Consider the following 16,471-nt stretch of genomic DNA (forward strand, 5'->3'; position numbering starts at 1 on the left):
GGGTCACGCGGACAGCCGCGCGACGGGTCAGCGGAAGGCCCGCCGGTACTCCTGCGGCGTCACCCCCACGGTCTTGCGAAAGACCTTCCGGAATGCGGCCACCGAAGGAAATCCCGTTCGAACGGTGATGCACTCCATCGTCAGAATGGTCGTCTCGAGCAACACCTGCGCCCTGCGCACCCGGGCGGTCTGGAGCCACTCGTTCGGCGTCATCCGGACCTGCTCGTGGAAGCGCCGGATCAGCGTGCGCTTGCTGACTCCGGCTCGTTCCGCGAGATCCAGCACGGTGATCTGCTCACTGAGCATCATCTCCGCCCACTCCAGTGTGGGATTGATGGACTTGCTGTCCGCCTCCGAGCGCGGACGTTCCACGATGAATTGCGCTTGTCCCCCGTCGCGGGTCAGCGGCATCACCGACAACCTGGCGGTATCCGCCGCCACCGCGGTCCCGTAATCCGTGCGCACCATATGGAGGCACAGATCCAACCCGGCCGCGGCGCCGGCCGAAGTCAGGATGCTCCCGTTGTCCACGTAGAGCACCGTGGGATCCACTCGAACGCGCGGATAGCTCCTCGACAATTCGGTAGCGGCCATCCAATGCGTCGTCGCGCGCTTTCCGTCGAGCAACCCCACCGAGGCGAGGGTGAACGCGCCCAAGCAGATCGATGCCACCCTCGCACCGCGCTCATGGGCGCGCACCAACGCCTTTCGCAACCGATCCGGTATCTGCGACCGATAACTCATCGCTCCCGGCACGACGATGGTTTCGGCCTCGTCCTCGAGATAGTCGATTCCCCCGAGACATGAGATGTCGAAGAACTTCGACGGAACGTCCGACTGCACCCCGCAGACCTGAACCTCGTACGCCGCGGTGCCGTCTTCCTGCATGGCCCGCCCGAAGATTTCGAGCGGAACCGAGAGATCGAACGGAATCACGTCGTCGACGGCCAGAACAGCCAATGACCTCATGTCCTCGACCTAGTCGACCCGCTGCTGCGAGTCCGGTCCCGTCACCACCAACCCGGCTCGGATCAAGCGCTTCAGGGCTCGCCCTTGCAGCACCGTCAACTGTGGCGCCAGCTCCGACCACCGGGCGGGACCACGGTTCAGCGTCTCCCACAGTTGCTCGCCACCGTCGCGCTCCAGGCACCGCACCTCGATGTCCGGGTCGGCCGCGGAGTAGATCCGATGGCAGGCAACGGCGTCGGCGAGCGGCGACGGCGCCGCGTCGCTGTTGGCGATGGGGTCCCGCCAGTAGGCGGCCAGTCCGTCGCGAACCACCTGCGGAATCTCGAACGGCGGCGACATCCCCTTGAAGCCGGGGATGTCCGCCGCCACGCCGGTGCGAATGCGTGCGTCCGGAGACAGCGCCACGATGTGGTCCTGCGCCAGTTCGACCGCGTCGGCCGCGGTGAAGGCCCGCAGGTACGGTCCTTCGTTGGCGAGATCGCGCGGATCTCGGGTGCCCTTGGTCATGATGTTCAGCAGGTCGGGCACCAGCGCGGTGTTCAGCAACGCCTGGAAGGTTCCCTCCGTCGCGTTGTCGGCTTCGACTCGCCTGCCTTCCGCGCTCCAGTAGGGGCTGTCCGGATGCGAGCGAGAGATCTCGTGGTACCACTGGTCGATACTCAACGCCCAGGTCTCCGCCATCCCGCGCCACTCGACGTCGTAGTCCCGCCACAGATCTCGCTTGGACTGCTCGTCCAACTCCTGGTCGAACGTCTTGCGCAGGACCAAGGCGGCCGCCCACGCTTGCGTGACGGCGAAGGACATGCCGGAGGAGAAGAGCGGATCGACGAAGTACGACGCGTCCCCCACCGCCATCCAGCGATCCTCGTACGAGCCGAAGCATTCGCTGACCCTGGAATAGTTGGTGGCCGTCAGCATCTCGTCACGGATCGGCTCCGCGTTCGCCACCAGATCCTGGAGCACCGGAATCGACTTGATCGTCTTCAGGAAAATGTCCGGATCACGCAGATCCACCCGCGCGATCGACTCCGGATTGGTCACGACGCCGATCGACCACACCGTCTCCCGCACGCCGTCGACCAGCCGGGGCGTGGGGATATACCACACCCATCCGTGCTCGAACGCCACCGCGTAGATCGGGGACAGATCGTCCGCACAGAACACGTTCCAGTCCCCCGCCGCCCGCTGGGCGGGCACGCAATTGCGGTAGTGCGACCACACGGCTACGTTGCGGTAGTCCGAGAGCCACTGCTTGTCGCGCTGCGACCCGCGGGCGGCCACTTGATTCGCCCGGCCGGAAGCGTCGACGAAATAGCGTGCCGTGACCTCGGTTCCGTCCTCCAGCACGACCGTGGCCCGGTCCGCGTCGGCGAGGAACCGCACCACCCGCACGCCCTGGAAGACGTGCGCGCCGCAGGACTCGGCGTGCTCGAGCAGCACGGTGTCGAATTCGGCGCGGTTGATGTGCACCGACCAGCGGTACACACCGTCGACCAGATAGTCCGAGTGCTCGAAGAAGCCGACGAACGGCCGCTCGGTGTCCCACTGGTAGATTCCGCCGAACTTCTGGATCCAGCACTCGCTCGCCAGCACCTTCTCGAGCGCGCCGCTGGCTTGCAGAACGGGGACCAGCGGGTGCGCACCCGATTCGCCGATGTGCTCGCGCGGGAACACCTCGCGGTCGAACACCGCCACACGCAGATCGGTGTCGCGGCAGAGCATCGCGGCGAGCGTGGACCCGGCGGGCCCACCACCCATGATGACGACGTCGTAGTCGTCCGCTGGTCCGGAGATTGAATTAGCCATTGATATTCCTCCCTGATGGCCGATTTCTCAGATGATCTGGATGCGCTGGAGGTGCCGCGAGACCGACCCGGTGAACGAGTTCCGGCCGTGCAGCAGAGCGTGGTTCTCGGCCACGACGATGTCGCCGGTCCGCCATTCGTGGGCGTAGCAGTAGCGGGCGTCGTGCAGCCGCTCGCGCAGGTCCTCCATGACGCGCACGCCGTCCTCAGCCGAGATGCCGTCGACGGTCAAGAACAGCGGATTGGCGTAGCGCGCGGGATCCAGGGGCTCGGCGTATCTGATCGTCGTCTCGCCGGTGGCCGGATGGGTGCCGAGCAAGGGCCATTCGGCCAGGCCGCCGTAGTGCGCGAGTTTGTCGGTGCGGTACGTGATCGAGGTACGGGCCCACAGTTCTTTCAGGTCTTCCGGCGCGTCCCGATAGGTTTGGACGCTGTCGCAGAACACGGTCTCGCCGCCCGCGCCCTCGCCGCGCAGACATTGGAAGAGGAAGAATCGAGGCACCTGCTCGGCGAACGCGCCGTCCCAGTGGAACGGGACATCGCCTTTGTCGAACAGATAGTTGTCGGGAGTGTCCCGGACCACCAGATCCAGGATCGACCCGAAGTTCCATTGCAGGATCTCTCCCGCTGCCCGGCAATAGTTTTCGAGTTCCTGCTTGCCGAGCAGGCCGAATCCGCGGAGTACGACCACTTTCGCATCCAGCGCCAGCGCGAGCAGTTCCTCGACCGGCACATCGGCGAGGGTTCGTCCTTCCGAACCGGACTCCACCAGGCGGCCGAACGGCCGCAGCGGCTCCCCCTCGAGCAGTACCTCGTTCAAGCTTTTCGTCATGTGTCTCCTCAGGTTCACTGTGTTTCGATCTCTGGTGTCCGTCCGAGGACGAAATGACTGGGGCGACTGTTGCGCCATACCAGACGAGCACCAAGCTCCTCGGCGTGCATCCGCTTGACCAGCGAGTAGTTCGTTCCGTCGTCGAGCACCACGCCGTGCCACGGAGTCAGCCAGCTGTCCTGGGTCCGCAGCAGATGGAAGCCGATCTTCTCGGAGTGATTCGTCTGCGGATGGATCGACAGCCGCACCGCGTCGGGGAAGATCTCTCCCATCAGACGGCTCCACGCCTGACTGCGCTGCACCACCGCGTAAGCGGTCTCCTTCGATCGGTTGCGCCGCTTCGTGGCCGACAGGTCGGGCAACAGCACGGCGTTGTCCTCGACCATGAACCGGTGTATTCCGTTGAACATGCGCCGGGCCGCGGGTTCCGTCCGGATCGCCTCGCGCAGCGCGTCGATGCCGTCGGAGTACTCGGCGAGCAGGCGGCGCCTGCGTTCGTCCCAGGACATCTCCGGCATGGCGTCGCGCAGGCCGTACAGGCCGACGGAGCCGCCGCCGGTCGAGCGGATGACGCGGCGGAGTTCGTCACCGTAGTCGTCCACGTGAACGTCCGGGATGCCAAGCGTGTCACTGAACACGTGGCCGTCGGAGCAGATGGTGACGATGGCGCCCGGCCGGTAGACGGCCGAGATCTGGTCACAGAATCCCTGCAGGGACTCGATCGCCAGAGTTTCCGCCATGTCGGGCAGCCGCCCCAGCGTCTTGCGGCGGTTGCGCGACTTCGCCGGGAACGCGGGGATGATGAAATGGACCGGCACGCCGGCCTCGATGTATCGGATCACTTTGCTCAGGTGCGGCGCGAAGCAGTCCGCACAGGGAGCCACATCGCACAGCGACTTCTCCTCGGCACTGCGCCGACGGGCGAAGACCATGCGAAGGATCTGGGTGGCAACCGACTCGACGTCGTCGTCGGGTCTCGGGTGGGCTTGTGGTCGCTCGAGCTCCTGGAGTCGCTCGGAGCCGTTGTCGACAGTCGTACTCATCACTACCTTCCGGACACACAAAAAGAGCGCACGCAACCGGACGGCACAGAAAAATTCCCGCGATCAGCGCGGAGCGAGCCGTCGGCATCTGCTTGCGATCAGAACGTCGTGCTGGGATACGGATTCAGTGCCGAAATTCATTCGATACCCGAGAACCGCGAGCCCCGATGCTCACAGCCGGATCCGAATCACCTACCCCAATTGATCCAGCACCCCCCATGTTTTAAACGGTTCTGTGGTTTATAACACCAGGATAGCGCTGCCCGGACAGGGCGGCAACCATATTGTTTTCCACCGCAGGGAAGGCAATTCGGCGGTGCATGGCATCGCCACGCACCGCCGAACAGGTAATTCGATTGTTGCCGACAGTAAACCGAAGCGCCTAACTCGCCACCTTTTCCGCGACAACCGCGACGCGTTTCGGCCGGGCGAAGCGGCGCATCGCGGGAGATTCCACAAAGGTGAACAAAGACCATGCGGCGAGAATATTCAGGAAGAACAACGCGACGATCAGCGATACCGCGACCGGCGCGCTGAAGGTGGCGGCGTCCATCGTGCGGCGGACGTAGAACAGCGTCACGCCTTGACAGATGTAGAAGGCGAAGGAGATCTCACCGAGCCGCACCATGAGCCTGCTGGACAGGAACCGCGAGGCGCCGTCGAGGTCGGACTGGGCGGCGGACCCGATCAACAGCGCGAGGGGGACCGCGGTCGCCAGGACGAAGCCGACGTAGAACGGCGTGTACATCGCCACCACGTATCCCGCGACCACCGCTGCGAGAGACGCCCAGAGCGGCACCCGTATCCAGCGCCCCTCTTGCACTATCCGTGCCACGAACACGCCGAGGAAGAATTCGAACAGCCGCGACGGCGGAAAGAGATAGCCGAACCAGAGCTGCAATACGGGTATGGGTGTGAGCTCCGACTTCTCGGAACTCGGTATGACGAATGCGGTCAGCAGCACGATCACACAGATGCCGGCCACCATGGCGGCGGCGCAGTACCACAGGTATTTCGACTCGATGCGCAGTACGCCCGGTATCAAGAACGGGAACAGAACATAGAAAAGGAGCTCACAGGACAATGTCCAGGACGGCGTGTTGACCCCCGCGTTGATGTAATTCTGCGGGAACCAGGCATGGATCAGGAATAAATTCGGCAGCCATGCCTTCCACGGCGTGATAGCCGCCGCGAACAACACCATCGAGGCCACCCACAGCGTCAAGTGATTGGGAAATATCTTGACCACTCGCCGCCGAATGAACTGCAATTTGCTCGATCCCGGTTTCCACGACCAGGTCAGCACGAAGCCGCTCAAGACGAAGAAGAACGACACCCCGAGAAAACCCGCCTTGCCGACCACCCATGCCGCGTCGTAGGCGATATCCGGGTCGGCGAACAGATTGACCGGTTTGTAAGGCGGTATCGGCGAGGCGGGCAGCATCACATGGAAGACGAACACCGAGAACGCCGCGAAGAACCGCAGTCCGGTCAGGGACGGCAGCCGTTTGCGATTATCGACTTCCATCGCGATCAGCCCAGACCCACGACGAAGGGGAATTCCGGCCTGCCGCCCAGCACGAAGGCGCCGGTGGACTGGATCACCTGGTCGTGCGCGATGATGTGCCGCGCCATCGTGTTCGTGTCACGCAGCCAGATGTCCAGCGGATTCGGCCGGTAGATCGAATCGGTGCCGACGAGTTCGCACAGCCGGGTGAGGATGCGCTGCGCGGCGCGGAACGCGTTGGTCCTTGCCAAGGCGGTCGCGATCCGGAGATCGGTCGGCAAGTCCGCGAAACGCCTGTGGTCCAACGCGTTCCACAGCTCCTCCACCGTGTTGACGACAGCGCCGCGCGCGACGATGTACTCCATCTCGCACTCACCGAGCAGGTACTGGGCGCGGTAGTTGTCCGCCCACTTCTGACCGGTCGCGTTCACCGTCTTCCCCTCCGCCAGGCCGCGGACGTAGTCGAGGGCCGCACGGGCCGTGCCGAGCGGGACACCCGGCATGATGCGGGCCAGCGCCTCCGGTTCGGACAGCTTCCCGCGACAGCTCTTCCGTTCACTGAACGCGAAGGAATGGTGCTCTGGGACGAAGAGACCCTCGACCGCGTAATCGTTGCTGCCGCTGCCGCGCAAGCCCGTGGTGTCCCAGGTGTCGAACACGGCGACCTGATCGCGGGGCATGAAGAAGAGCCGGACGACCGGCGCGCCCTCCGCGGTCTCTTCCATGCGACCGCCCGATGTCACGAAAGCGCCGCCGATGACCAGGTCTGCGTGCGTGATGGCGCTGCCGAACTTCCAACGCCCCGTCAAGCGATAACCGTTCGCCACCCGCTCGGCGCGGCCGGCCGGGAAGATCAGTCCCGCGGTGATCAGATCCTGGGTCGGCATCAGCTCCGCGACGGCCCGCTCGTCGAGATAGCCGGCGTAGATGCCGGTCGCGGCGCCGATCATGGCGCACCAGCCGGTGGCGGTGTCCCCGTAGGACAGCGCCTCGACGACCTCGAATTGCTCCAGCGACGTCAGGCCGGGGCCACCGATCTCCGCACTGAAACACATGCGGTACACACCGATCTCACGCAGCCGCTCGACGATGTCGGAGGGAAGCCTGCGCTGCGCATCGATCTCGCTGCGACGTGCCGCCAGATCGGGAACCAGCGAACGCACCGCGGTCAGCAGGGATGTCGCCGAAATTGTTGCTGCAGTCATTGCGGAACTCCTAAGCCAGAGAAGGTGCGTGCGGTCGCGGCCGCTCACGCTGGAGCAGTTCGATCGCCGAAGTGGTCTGCTCGGGACCGAGGGCCGAGTAACCGCCGTCCACGGTCCATTCGGCTCCGGTGACGAAGCTGGCCTTGGACGAGGCGAGAAACGCCGCGACTTCGCCGATCTCGCGTGCGTCTCCCGCCCTGCCCAGCATGTGGAACCGGGAGGCCACCGCATCGGTGCGGGCTCGGTCCCCTTCGGTGATCTCGTTCATCACGCGAGACCAGGTCCAGCCCGGGGAGACACTGTTCACCCGGATCCCGTCGCCCGCGTATTCCAATGCGAGACTGCGGGTCAGCTGCAACAACCCCGCCTTGCTGACCGGGTATCGAACGCGCCCGGCCTGAGCTACTCGCCCGCTGGGCGAGGTGAAGTTGACGATGGAGCCCGCCGTGTCCCGCAGTCGGTTTCGGGCCGCTTCGCACAACATCGCCGTACCGACGACATTGGTGTTCAGCACCTCGAGCCACTCGGCCCGCGCATCTGCGCCAGGCCCGTCGTCACCGTAGACGCAGGCGATGTTGACCAGCGCGTCGATGCGTCCGTGCGCGTCGGCCGCGTCCGCGACGAACGACCTGACCGACGAATCGCTGCGCAGGTCGACGGGTACGAAGAGAGCGCGCTCGCCGATCTCGGCGGCCGCCTTCTCTCCCCCGTCCGTATCCAGGTCACCCAGTACGACATTCGCCGAATAGTCGGCGAAGACGCGAGCGACTTCGGTGCCGATGATGGTTGCCGCACCGGTTACGAGTACTGTCTTACCTTCGAACAACGTCGACTCCCCTCGGCTGCGCCCTCCGACCGGCGCAAGCCATGGATCGAAGTATTCCGAACGGAAAGAGCGACCAGCCAGTACCTTTCGCGACAGACATGCACACCTTTGCGCCAGCCCGCGCCGACACCCTCGCGAATGTGTCGTAGATCACTCTCGACTCTCGCTCGTCGGGCCGGTGCGATATCGTCTGAGCGCAGGCAGTCCATGTTTCGGGGGATTCACACTGCGGTCGACGCGTCACGGAAATACCCCGTGCGAGAATCGGATCCGCTCCTCCCCTCGATGTCGGAACGGAGTCGAGGCGTTGCCGAGCGACCAAATGATCTTCTTGTTGTTGGATCTCGTACTGATCGTGGCCGCGGCGCGTGTGCTGGGTTGGCTGGCCGAGCGATTGGGCCAGCCTCCGGTGATCGGCGAGATCGTGGCAGGCGTACTCGCGGGCCCGACGTTGCTCGGGGCGCACTTGTCCGAGACCGTCTTCCCGCACGATATTCGCTCGTATCTCACGGCATTCGCGAACGTCGGCGTGATGATCTTCATGTTCTCGGCGGGCCTCGAGATGGATCTGCGGTCCGTCGCGGGACGGCGACGATCGGTCACCGCGGTCGCGCTGTCGGCCTACCTCACACCGTTCGCGCTCGGCTCCGCCGTCGCGGTGTGGGCGCTGGCCCGGCACGACGGCGGCAACCGGCTGAACTTCGCGCTCTTCATCGGCTGCGCCTTGGCCGTCACGGCGTTTCCGGTGCTGGCCCGCATCCTGCACGACCGCAAGCTGCTCGGCACCCGGCTGGGCCAGACGGCAATGACCTGCGCGGCATTGGACGACGTCCTCGCCTGGTGCGTCCTGGCGGTGGTCATCGGCATCGCCCGGCCCGGCCTCGGTCACCACTGGCGGTTGCTGTTGTTCGTTCCGCTGGTCGTGGTGTTGTGGTGGGCGGTGCGCCCCGCCCTGGACCGCATCGCGGGCGCCGGATCCGAGAAGAACCCGTCCAACATGGTCTTCGTCGGCGTCTCCGGCGCCCTTCTGCTGGGAGCGACCACCGAATGGATCGGGTTGCACCTGATCTTCGGCGCGTTCCTGTTCGGGGTCGTCTTCCCCCGGCGGCTGCGCGCGGCCGTCGACAGCGGCGCGCAACTGCTGAGCAGCATCTTCCTGCCCGCGTTCTTCGTGGTGGCCGGCCTCCAGGTCGACCTGGGCGGACTGGATCGCACCAGTATCGCCGAGTTCGCGGCGATCATGTTCGCCGCGCTCGCGGGGAAACTCGGCGGTACCTACTCGGCGGCTCGGTTCGGCCGGACCGGCCGGACGGAATCCGCCGCGCTGGCCGCGCTCATGAACACCCGGGGGTTGACGGAACTGGTGATCCTGAATGTCGGGCTCACGATCGGCGTCATCGACCAGCGGCTGTACTCGCTGCTCGTCATGATGGCGTTGATCACAACGGCGATGACGGCGCCGTTGCTGAAACTCTTCGGTGTCCCGCACACCCTGCGCGACGACGGCGCGCCCCAGGGCACGGGGAAAACCGAGCGACGCGCGGAATCCGCTGTTCAGACGGAGGCCGCGGCCTCGTGAACCAACCGCACGCGGCTCCCGATCCCGCCGGCGCGCCTGCGGTCGACGACGGCCACGTCCCAGCGGCTTTCGTCGACGTCGACGAAACGTTGGTCCGTGATGTCACCTTCCTGTCCTTGTTCGTCTTCGACGCGCGACGCCGTGCTCGAGGCGAGGAAGCCGACGCCGTGCTCGAGGAGTTCCGCGCGCTGCGCGCGGCGGGGATGAGCCGCGGCGAATCCCATCGGTGGTTCTATCGGCACTGGGCCGGCCGCGAAGTCGCCGAGGTGTCGCGCACCGGCCGTGACTGGTTCGCGTCCCGTGCCGCGGATTCGGCGTTCTTCAATGTCGCGGTGCGGCGCCGGTTGGACGAGTTGCGCCGCGCCGGGACTCGCATCGTCCTGGTGTCCGGCTCGTTCGTCCCCGCACTCCACCCGATCGCCGAAGCCGTCGGCGCCACGTCGGTCTTGTGCACGACGCTGGAGACCGCGGGCGGCAGATACACCGGTGCGGTGCCCGCGACGATGGTCGGCGCCGACAAGTCCGCGGCGCTGCTGCGTTACGCCGAGCGAACGGCCGTGGACCTGTCGTCCTGCACGGCGTTCGGCGATCACCACTCCGATATCGCGATGTTCGACCTGGTCGGCCACCCGGTCGTCGTCGGCGACACCGACCGGCGGCTGCACGGCTATCCCGCGGAACGGCTGCCCGGCTAGCTTCCCTGCTGCCTTCCGTTGCCGATCGTGAACATGTGCCGATACTGCCCCGGGCTGACACCGAGATGGCGCTTGAACAGAGCCCTGGTGTTCGCCGGGTTCCCGAGGCCGACGCGGTAGCCGATCTGGTCGATCGGGAGTTCGGTCGTCTCGAGCAGTTCCCGCGCCTGGTTCAGGCGCGCGCTGGTGATCCAAACGTGCGTGGAGGTTCCGGTCTCTTGCCGGAATCGCCGTATGAAGCTGCGGCGTGAGAGATTCGAACGCTTGGCGAGATCCTCGAGCGAGTGCCTGCGGTCGAGGTTCGCCAGAATCCACGCCCGTGTCTCGGCGAGCGCGCCTGAGGAGGTCTGCTTGGCGAACTGCCGGGTGTACTGGGCTTGGCCGCCCTCGCGCACCGGGGGCGCCACCAGATCGCGAGCCCGTTCGTTGGCGGCCGCAGCGCCGATGTCTTTGCGCACCACGTGCAGGCAGAGATCGATACCGCTGGTCACTCCGGCGGAGGTCAGCACATCGCCGTCGTCCACGAACAGCCGATCCGCGTGCACCTCGACGTCGGGGTATTCGCTCTGGAGCAACGGAGCGGCCCGCCAATGCGTCGTGGCGGGCCGGTGCGACAGCAACCCCGCGGCGGCCAGCGCGAAAGCACCGGTACAGATCGACAGCATTCGCGCGCCGCGGCCGTGGGCCGCGCGAAGCGCTCGCAGCACCGGTTCCGGCGGCGGCGTCGCGAAGGACGCGTACCCGGGCACCACCACCGTCTCCGCGTCACGCAGCGCCTCCAGCCCGGCCACCGTCACACACGACAGCCCCGGAACCGAGGTCGCCGCCGTCCGCGAGACCGCGCACACCTCGAGCCGGTAGTTCGGGTCGGATCCGAACACGTCGATCGGGATCGCGGCGTCCAGAAGCACTACTTCGTCGGGAATGACCACCGTGACCCGACGCTCTCCCCCATCCGGTTGCATGGCCCGATCGTAGCGGTGAACGGCACTCGGGCTACTACCCCGGTCTTCCGGCGCGCACATAGCCTCGCTCGAGTATGCGAGCCGACAAGCCGAAAGAAGGGGTTTGATGTCCGATTTGACGGACTTCTCGACCAGCAACGGAGGGTTCCGGAGCGTCGTCGTGACCGCTGTCGAGATGTCGACCGCCGTCGGCACCGGCACCGATGCGACATGGAAGGGACTGCTCGCCGGAGAGACCGGAATCGCCAAGGTGCAGGACCCCGACTTCGAGCGTTTCCAGGTGCCCGTCGACATCGGCGGCCAGTTCAAGCTCGATCCGACCGAAGAGCTCAGCCGCGTCCAGAAGCGCCGCATGTCCTACGTCCAGCAGGTCGCCTATGTCATGGGCAAACGGATCTGGGACACCGCGGGCCGCCCGGAGGTCGATCCCGATCGACTCGGCGTCTGCATCGGCACCGGTCTCGGTGGCGCCGACACGATCATCGAGTCCAACGACCTGATGCGGGAATCGGGCTACCGCAAGGTGTCCCCTTTCGCGGTGCCCATGGCCATGCCGAACGGCGCCGCCGCGGTGGTCGGGCTGGAGCTCGGTGCGCGAGCCAGCGTGATCACACCCGTCTCGGCGTGCGCTTCGGGATGCGAGGCGCTGGTCCACGCGTGGCGCTCGATCATCCTGGGGGAAGCCGACATGATCGTGGCGGGCGGTGTGGAAGGCCGCATCAACCCGCTGGCGGTGGCCGGATTCGCGATGATGCGGGCATTGAGCACCCGGATCGACGAGCCCGAGCGCGCGTCGCGCCCGTTCGACCGTGACCGCGACGGTTTCGTCTTCGGCGAAGCCGCCGCGTTGTTCGTGCTGGAGTCCGAAGATCACGCGCGGGCGCGAGGCGCGAAGCCCCTGGCTCGCCTGATGGGGGCGGGCCTGACCGCGGACGGCTACCACATGGTGCTCCCGCATCCGGAGGGCGCCGGAAACATTCGCGCGATGCGCCGCGCGCTGGAAACGGCAGGCGTGAGCGGCAAAGACATCGACCACGTCAACGCCCATGCGACGGCCACCTCGTTCGGCGACCTGGCGGAGGCCAAGGGGATCCGGGCGGCCGTGGGCGACCACCCCTCGGTCTACGCCCCCAAATCCGCGCTGGGGCACTCCGTAGGCGCGGTGGGCGCGGTCGAAGCCGCCTTGACCGTGCTCAGCGTGCGCGACGGTGTGGTGCCACCCACCTTGAACCTCGACAACCAGGATCCCGAGATCGATCTCGATATCGTGCACGGCAGCGCGCGCACCCAGAACATCGAGTACGCGCTGAACAACTCGTACGGATTCGGCGGCCACAACGCGGCCGTGGTGTTCGGCCGCTGCTGACCGCGGCGACGCCCGGTGCGCCCGCCACTCATGCGTGGCGAGTTCGCCTGCCGGAATCCTCGCCGCCGGTTCGACCGGTCCCGCGACGCGCGCGTTTTCCACGGGCGATCTCCGTCGCGAGCGCGTCGAGCGGTTGAGCGAAATGGCGCATCGGGTCCGCCAGCCCGGTCAGCCAAGCCCGCGCGGCCTCGATACCGGCGGGGTCGAGGGCGTACAGCCGTCGTGTGCCCTCGGCGCGGACGTGTACCAGCCCGGCGTCGCGGAGCACCTTGAGGTGCTGGGAGACGCCGGGCTGGGAGATCCGCGTGCGCTGCTGCACGGCGGCGACCAGCGCGCCCGCGGGCTGCTCTTCGGCCGCCACCATTTCGAGAAGAAACCGGCGGACGGGGTCGCCGAGCGCCTCGAAGATCTTCGCCGGCGATCGATCCATCAGGACTCGGCGCCGTCCTCCGGGACGACCGTATAGAAGTCGATCGTCCGCCGCGCCGCCGAGTTCGCGGCGTCTGGATCGTCACCGTCACTTACGGCCGCCTCCGCCCAGCCGAGAGCCGCCGTCCGGACGAACGTCAGGCCCTCGGGTGTGGTCGAGAAGGCCAGCCCCTCGGCCGGGTCCACCGGATCTCCGCTCGACAAGTGCAGCCCGAGACCCATGAGGGCGAGATCCCAGCCGACGCCCACCGCGCCCGGCCCGTATTGCGCCCAGAACTCGGGGGCGACCGGCGCCTCGTGCAGCAACTCCAGTTCGGTGCCGTCCGCGGTCGGCGTGAGAACGACGGTGAGCCAGGAGATCTGCGGTCCCATCTCCCAGGTCACGGCGAACCGCTCCGGCGCGTCGCACTGTTCGACGACGCCGTTGGCGTTGCCTTCGAGCTGATAGCGCCCGCCGACCCGCAGATCACCGCTGATCGGCAGGAACCAGCGCGGAATCCGCTCGGCATCGGTGAGCGCGTCCCAGAGATCCGCTCGACCGGTCGGGTAGTTCCGACGGGCGACTGCTATTCGGGTGGGTACGCCGTCGCGGGATCCGGTGCGGACCTCACGGGTCACGAGCCCGGCGATGGCGGCGGGATCGGTGAGCAACGCCATGACAACCTCCTTGATAAGTTTTCACTTATATTATCGGCGCGCGGCGTGACCGCAAGACCCGGTGCGGCGCCACCCCGAGAGACCGGACGCGCGCCGCCCCGATCAGTCGTCTGGAGACAACCCCGCGATCGCGCGCAGCGCGGAGATCATTCCCGCGACCGGTATGCCGGGATCGATCGACCGGAACAGACCCAGCCCCACGCCGAGGGCCAGCACGGCGACGGCGGCTTCGGCCCGGGGCATCGGGGTGTCGAGATCGTCCGTCGCGCGCAAGGCGGCGCCGACCATGCCCACGATGTTGTCGAGCCGGGTCGCCAACTCGGCGCGCAGGTGCTCGTCGCGCCGAGCGTGCACGCTGAACTCCAGTTCGAGATGCGTCCAGTCGGGCTCGCCGACCACCCGTTCGGCCCATTCCGTCATCCGGAGCAGTCGCTGCGCGGCCGTCGGCGCGGCGATGATCTCGGCGACCTCCGCCGCCCGCTCAGCGTGAATTTCGTCGAGCACCGCCAGACACAACTCGTCTTTGGTGCGGAAGTTCGAATACACCGCCCCTTTGGTGAAACCGGCGGCTTTCGCGACCTTGTCCAGAGTCGTGGCCTGAAAACCGTCCTCCAGAAAAAGCCGCTCGGCGGTCGCGATCAAAACAGCGCGCGTCCGCGCCTGGCTCTGCGCCCGGGTCGGCCGGGAACGCCCCGCCCCCGCGAGCCGCCGACACTCATCGCTATTCCCGGACAATTTCGACCCCTTACAGATACTCTCAGTATCCGATTCTAGATGCCAGGGGTATCCCAATCGCAGGAAGGATCGCATCGTGAGGAGCCGAATACTCAGATTGGCCACAGCTTTGACGGGAACCCTCCTCGTGGTCGGGGGTGGGGCCGTCGCCGCCCCACACGCATGGACGGAACCTGCGGCGGAAACCGTCGCCGGCGACGATTTCTACATCCCGCCTGCGGCACCGGCGGGCGCACCGGGCTCCATCATCCGCACCGAAGGGTCGCGGCTGGCGATCTCGGTCCCCGGCGTCCCAGGGCAGGTCCCCGCGACGTCGACGCGCATCATGTACACCAGCAGCGATACCCACGGTGCCCGCACAGCGGTGACGGGAACCTATCTGGAACCGTCCCAGCCGTGGACCGGTCCGGGCGAACGACCGCTGATCTCCTACGCGGTCGGCACCAAGGGGCAAGGCGATCAGTGCGCGCCGTCGAAATTGCTGGCGCAATTCGTCCAATACCAGCCCCCGTTCGACGTAATCGTCGAATACGACGTACTGGCGATCTACACGCTGCTGGCCCGCGGCATGTCGGTGATGGTGACCGACTACCACGGTCTGGGCACACCGGATGTGCACGACTACCTCAACCGCAAATCTCAGGCCTACGCGGTCCTCGACGCCGCGCGCGCGGCGCTGCAATTGCCGGGCACCAGCCTGAATCCCGGATCGCCGGTCATTCTGTACGGATACTCCCAGGGCGGCATGGCCTCCGCGGGCGCGGCCGAACTGCAGCCGAGCTACGCCCCCGATCTGAACGTGCGGGGCGCCTACGTCGGCGGGCCGGTGGTAGATGACGAGTACTTCATCGCCTTCAACGACGGACGAGCCCCGCTCGGACCCGCCTTCGCGTGGATCCTCAACGGCATCGCCGCCAATTACCCCGAGACCCGGCCGGTGCTCGACGCCGAACTCAACGACACCGGTAAGGCGATCATGCGCGAGTCGATGGACAAGTGCGCCGTGCCGCTGGGACTGGCCCAGCAGTTCCCGAATACCTCACAGTGGACCACCAGCGGGCAACCACTGACGGCGGTGATCGATCAGTCGCCGGTGTTGAAGGCGGCGTTCAACGACCAGCGGGTCGGCACGATGACCCCGGGAGTGCCAGTCCTCATCGCCTCGAACCAGGCCGACGAGGGCGCGCCGTACGTGCCCGTGCGCGAACTGGCCGCCGGATGGTGCGGCGGTGGCGCACCCGTCCAGCTGAATGCGAATGCCGAGCTACCCAGCGTCATCACCGGGTTGCGGGTTACCCACGTACTGGCGTTCTTCCCGTCGCTGGGGGCCTCGCAGGACTGGATGACCGAACGGCTCGCGGGCCAGCCCGCGCCGACCAACTGCGGAGCGCTGCCCTGATTTGCGAAAGCACGACCAACTCGGATACCGTCAGTATCTGAATCGGAGATTCGGCGCGCCGCGCCGCGCACAGAAGTTCTGCTCGTAGTGCCGCGAACTTCGTGCACCATGGTCGGCCGCGGTTCGGTTTTCACGACCGAGCCGCGGCCGACTGCCTGCCCGGAGGAGCACAGGCGGCCGTGCGGCAGGCGGAGCCGCACCCCACGGTCTCCCGATGCCTCGGAGCCGGTGCATTGATTTGCAGAAAATTTGCTGTTGATCTTCGCTAGCTGGGTCGAAATCGGGACGGAAAGGTGCGGATGTCGGAGTTGGCTCACCCCCGCCGACCTGAGCCACTCAGGTGTGCGCAACGGTGACACTCGGACATCTGGCACGAATCGACCCGCGTCGGATCCGGCAACTTCGACCGTCCGAAGGCCGGCTGTCGAACCTCGGCTGTCGAAATCCGCAGCGCTTCCA

General features: G+C 66.5%; 15 protein-coding genes. 4 read left to right on the forward strand and 11 right to left on the reverse strand.

All coding sequences use genetic code 11. The features are described from left to right. Window positions 1–27 precede the first annotated feature (27 nt). The 7 genes from ABZW96_RS20080 to ABZW96_RS20110 all read right to left on the reverse strand — a co-directional run bounded on the left by ABZW96_RS20080 (window position 28) and on the right by ABZW96_RS20110 (window position 8,187). Entirely contained in the window at window positions 28–969 is a 942-nt protein-coding gene (locus ABZW96_RS20080) for a helix-turn-helix domain-containing protein (protein ID WP_355076609.1), read from the reverse strand. A gap of 9 nt (window positions 970–978) precedes the next feature. Further along, on the reverse strand, window positions 979–2,775 hold the full coding sequence (locus ABZW96_RS20085) for an NAD(P)/FAD-dependent oxidoreductase (protein WP_355076610.1): 1,797 nt from the start codon (window positions 2,773–2,775) through the stop codon (window positions 979–981). A gap of 27 nt (window positions 2,776–2,802) precedes the next feature. Further along, window positions 2,803–3,606, reverse strand: a complete 804-nt coding sequence (locus ABZW96_RS20090) for a TauD/TfdA family dioxygenase (protein ID WP_355076612.1) — start codon at window positions 3,604–3,606, stop codon at window positions 2,803–2,805. Between the two features lie 14 nt (window positions 3,607–3,620). After that, a complete protein-coding gene (locus tag ABZW96_RS20095; protein ID WP_355076614.1) occupies window positions 3,621–4,649 on the reverse strand; it encodes an isocyanide synthase family protein in 1,029 nt (342 codons plus the stop codon). 382 nt (window positions 4,650–5,031) lie between these two features. Beyond that, window positions 5,032–6,177, reverse strand: coding sequence for an acyltransferase (locus ABZW96_RS20100; RefSeq protein WP_355076616.1), 1,146 nt, complete (start codon window positions 6,175–6,177; stop codon window positions 5,032–5,034). A 5-nt stretch (window positions 6,178–6,182) separates the two neighbouring features. Continuing rightward, window positions 6,183–7,361, reverse strand: a complete 1,179-nt coding sequence (locus ABZW96_RS20105; RefSeq protein WP_355076618.1) for an acyl-CoA dehydrogenase family protein — start codon at window positions 7,359–7,361, stop codon at window positions 6,183–6,185. A 10-nt stretch (window positions 7,362–7,371) separates the two neighbouring features. Then, entirely contained in the window at window positions 7,372–8,187 is an 816-nt protein-coding gene (locus ABZW96_RS20110; protein WP_355076620.1) for an SDR family oxidoreductase, read from the reverse strand. A 307-nt stretch (window positions 8,188–8,494) separates the two neighbouring features. Here ABZW96_RS20110 and ABZW96_RS20115 point away from each other — a divergent pair, with 307 nt between their 5' ends. Both ABZW96_RS20115 and ABZW96_RS20120 read left to right on the forward strand, forming a co-directional pair. Continuing rightward, window positions 8,495–9,766, forward strand: a complete 1,272-nt coding sequence (locus ABZW96_RS20115) for a cation:proton antiporter (RefSeq protein ID WP_355076621.1) — start codon at window positions 8,495–8,497, stop codon at window positions 9,764–9,766. Further along, the gene (locus ABZW96_RS20120) at window positions 9,763–10,461 is read left to right on the forward strand and encodes an HAD-IB family hydrolase (protein WP_355076623.1); all 699 of its coding nucleotides are present in this window, start codon (window positions 9,763–9,765) and stop codon (window positions 10,459–10,461) included. Before ABZW96_RS20115 ends, ABZW96_RS20120 begins: the two co-directional genes overlap by 4 nt. Here ABZW96_RS20120 and ABZW96_RS20125 read toward each other — a convergent pair. Beyond that, the gene (locus ABZW96_RS20125) at window positions 10,458–11,426 is read right to left on the reverse strand and encodes a helix-turn-helix domain-containing protein (protein ID WP_355076625.1); all 969 of its coding nucleotides are present in this window, start codon (window positions 11,424–11,426) and stop codon (window positions 10,458–10,460) included. The two genes, ABZW96_RS20120 and ABZW96_RS20125, sit on opposite strands and share 4 nt — an antisense overlap. A gap of 106 nt (window positions 11,427–11,532) precedes the next feature. Here ABZW96_RS20125 and ABZW96_RS20130 point away from each other — a divergent pair, with 106 nt between their 5' ends. After that, window positions 11,533–12,792 (forward strand): KasA/KasB family beta-ketoacyl-ACP synthase, encoded by a 1,260-nt coding sequence (locus ABZW96_RS20130; RefSeq protein ID WP_355076626.1) that lies wholly within the window; start codon window positions 11,533–11,535, stop codon window positions 12,790–12,792. Between the two features lie 28 nt (window positions 12,793–12,820). On the opposite strand, the gene ABZW96_RS20135 is transcribed toward ABZW96_RS20130, so the two are convergent. The 3 genes from ABZW96_RS20135 to ABZW96_RS20145 all read right to left on the reverse strand — a co-directional run bounded on the left by ABZW96_RS20135 (window position 12,821) and on the right by ABZW96_RS20145 (window position 14,520). Next, on the reverse strand, window positions 12,821–13,222 hold the full coding sequence (locus ABZW96_RS20135; protein ID WP_355076628.1) for a metalloregulator ArsR/SmtB family transcription factor: 402 nt from the start codon (window positions 13,220–13,222) through the stop codon (window positions 12,821–12,823). Then, window positions 13,222–13,878, reverse strand: a complete 657-nt coding sequence (locus tag ABZW96_RS20140) for an SRPBCC family protein (RefSeq protein ID WP_355076630.1) — start codon at window positions 13,876–13,878, stop codon at window positions 13,222–13,224. Before ABZW96_RS20140 ends, ABZW96_RS20135 begins: the two co-directional genes overlap by 1 nt. A gap of 102 nt (window positions 13,879–13,980) precedes the next feature. Next, the gene (locus ABZW96_RS20145; RefSeq protein ID WP_355076632.1) at window positions 13,981–14,520 is read right to left on the reverse strand and encodes a helix-turn-helix domain-containing protein; all 540 of its coding nucleotides are present in this window, start codon (window positions 14,518–14,520) and stop codon (window positions 13,981–13,983) included. A gap of 190 nt (window positions 14,521–14,710) precedes the next feature. Here ABZW96_RS20145 and ABZW96_RS20150 point away from each other — a divergent pair, with 190 nt between their 5' ends. Continuing rightward, window positions 14,711–16,012, forward strand: coding sequence for a lipase family protein (locus ABZW96_RS20150; protein WP_355076633.1), 1,302 nt, complete (start codon window positions 14,711–14,713; stop codon window positions 16,010–16,012). Window positions 16,013–16,471: the final 459 nt, after the last annotated feature.

Source organism: Nocardia sp. NPDC004168, from assembly GCF_040610355.1.
Lineage (GTDB): Bacteria > Actinomycetota > Actinomycetes > Mycobacteriales > Mycobacteriaceae > Nocardia > Nocardia sichangensis.

Excerpts from the sequence above, each read along its gene's own strand:
- ABZW96_RS20080 (WP_355076609.1), bottom strand. The coding sequence starts at position 969 with ATGAGGTCATTGGCTGTTCTGGCCGTCGACGACGTGATTCCGTTCGAT.
- ABZW96_RS20085 (WP_355076610.1), bottom strand. The coding sequence starts at position 2,775 with ATGGCTAATTCAATCTCCGGACCAGCGGACGACTACGACGTCGTCATC.
- ABZW96_RS20090 (WP_355076612.1), bottom strand. The coding sequence starts at position 3,606 with ATGACGAAAAGCTTGAACGAGGTACTGCTCGAGGGGGAGCCGCTGCGG.
- ABZW96_RS20095 (WP_355076614.1), bottom strand. The coding sequence starts at position 4,649 with ATGAGTACGACTGTCGACAACGGCTCCGAGCGACTCCAGGAGCTCGAG.
- ABZW96_RS20100 (WP_355076616.1), bottom strand. The coding sequence starts at position 6,177 with ATGGAAGTCGATAATCGCAAACGGCTGCCGTCCCTGACCGGACTGCGG.
- ABZW96_RS20105 (WP_355076618.1), bottom strand. The coding sequence starts at position 7,361 with ATGACTGCAGCAACAATTTCGGCGACATCCCTGCTGACCGCGGTGCGT.
- ABZW96_RS20125 (WP_355076625.1), bottom strand. The coding sequence starts at position 11,426 with ATGCAACCGGATGGGGGAGAGCGTCGGGTCACGGTGGTCATTCCCGAC.
- ABZW96_RS20130 (WP_355076626.1), top strand. The coding sequence starts at position 11,533 with ATGTCCGATTTGACGGACTTCTCGACCAGCAACGGAGGGTTCCGGAGC.
- ABZW96_RS20135 (WP_355076628.1), bottom strand. The coding sequence starts at position 13,222 with ATGGATCGATCGCCGGCGAAGATCTTCGAGGCGCTCGGCGACCCCGTC.
- ABZW96_RS20140 (WP_355076630.1), bottom strand. The coding sequence starts at position 13,878 with ATGGCGTTGCTCACCGATCCCGCCGCCATCGCCGGGCTCGTGACCCGT.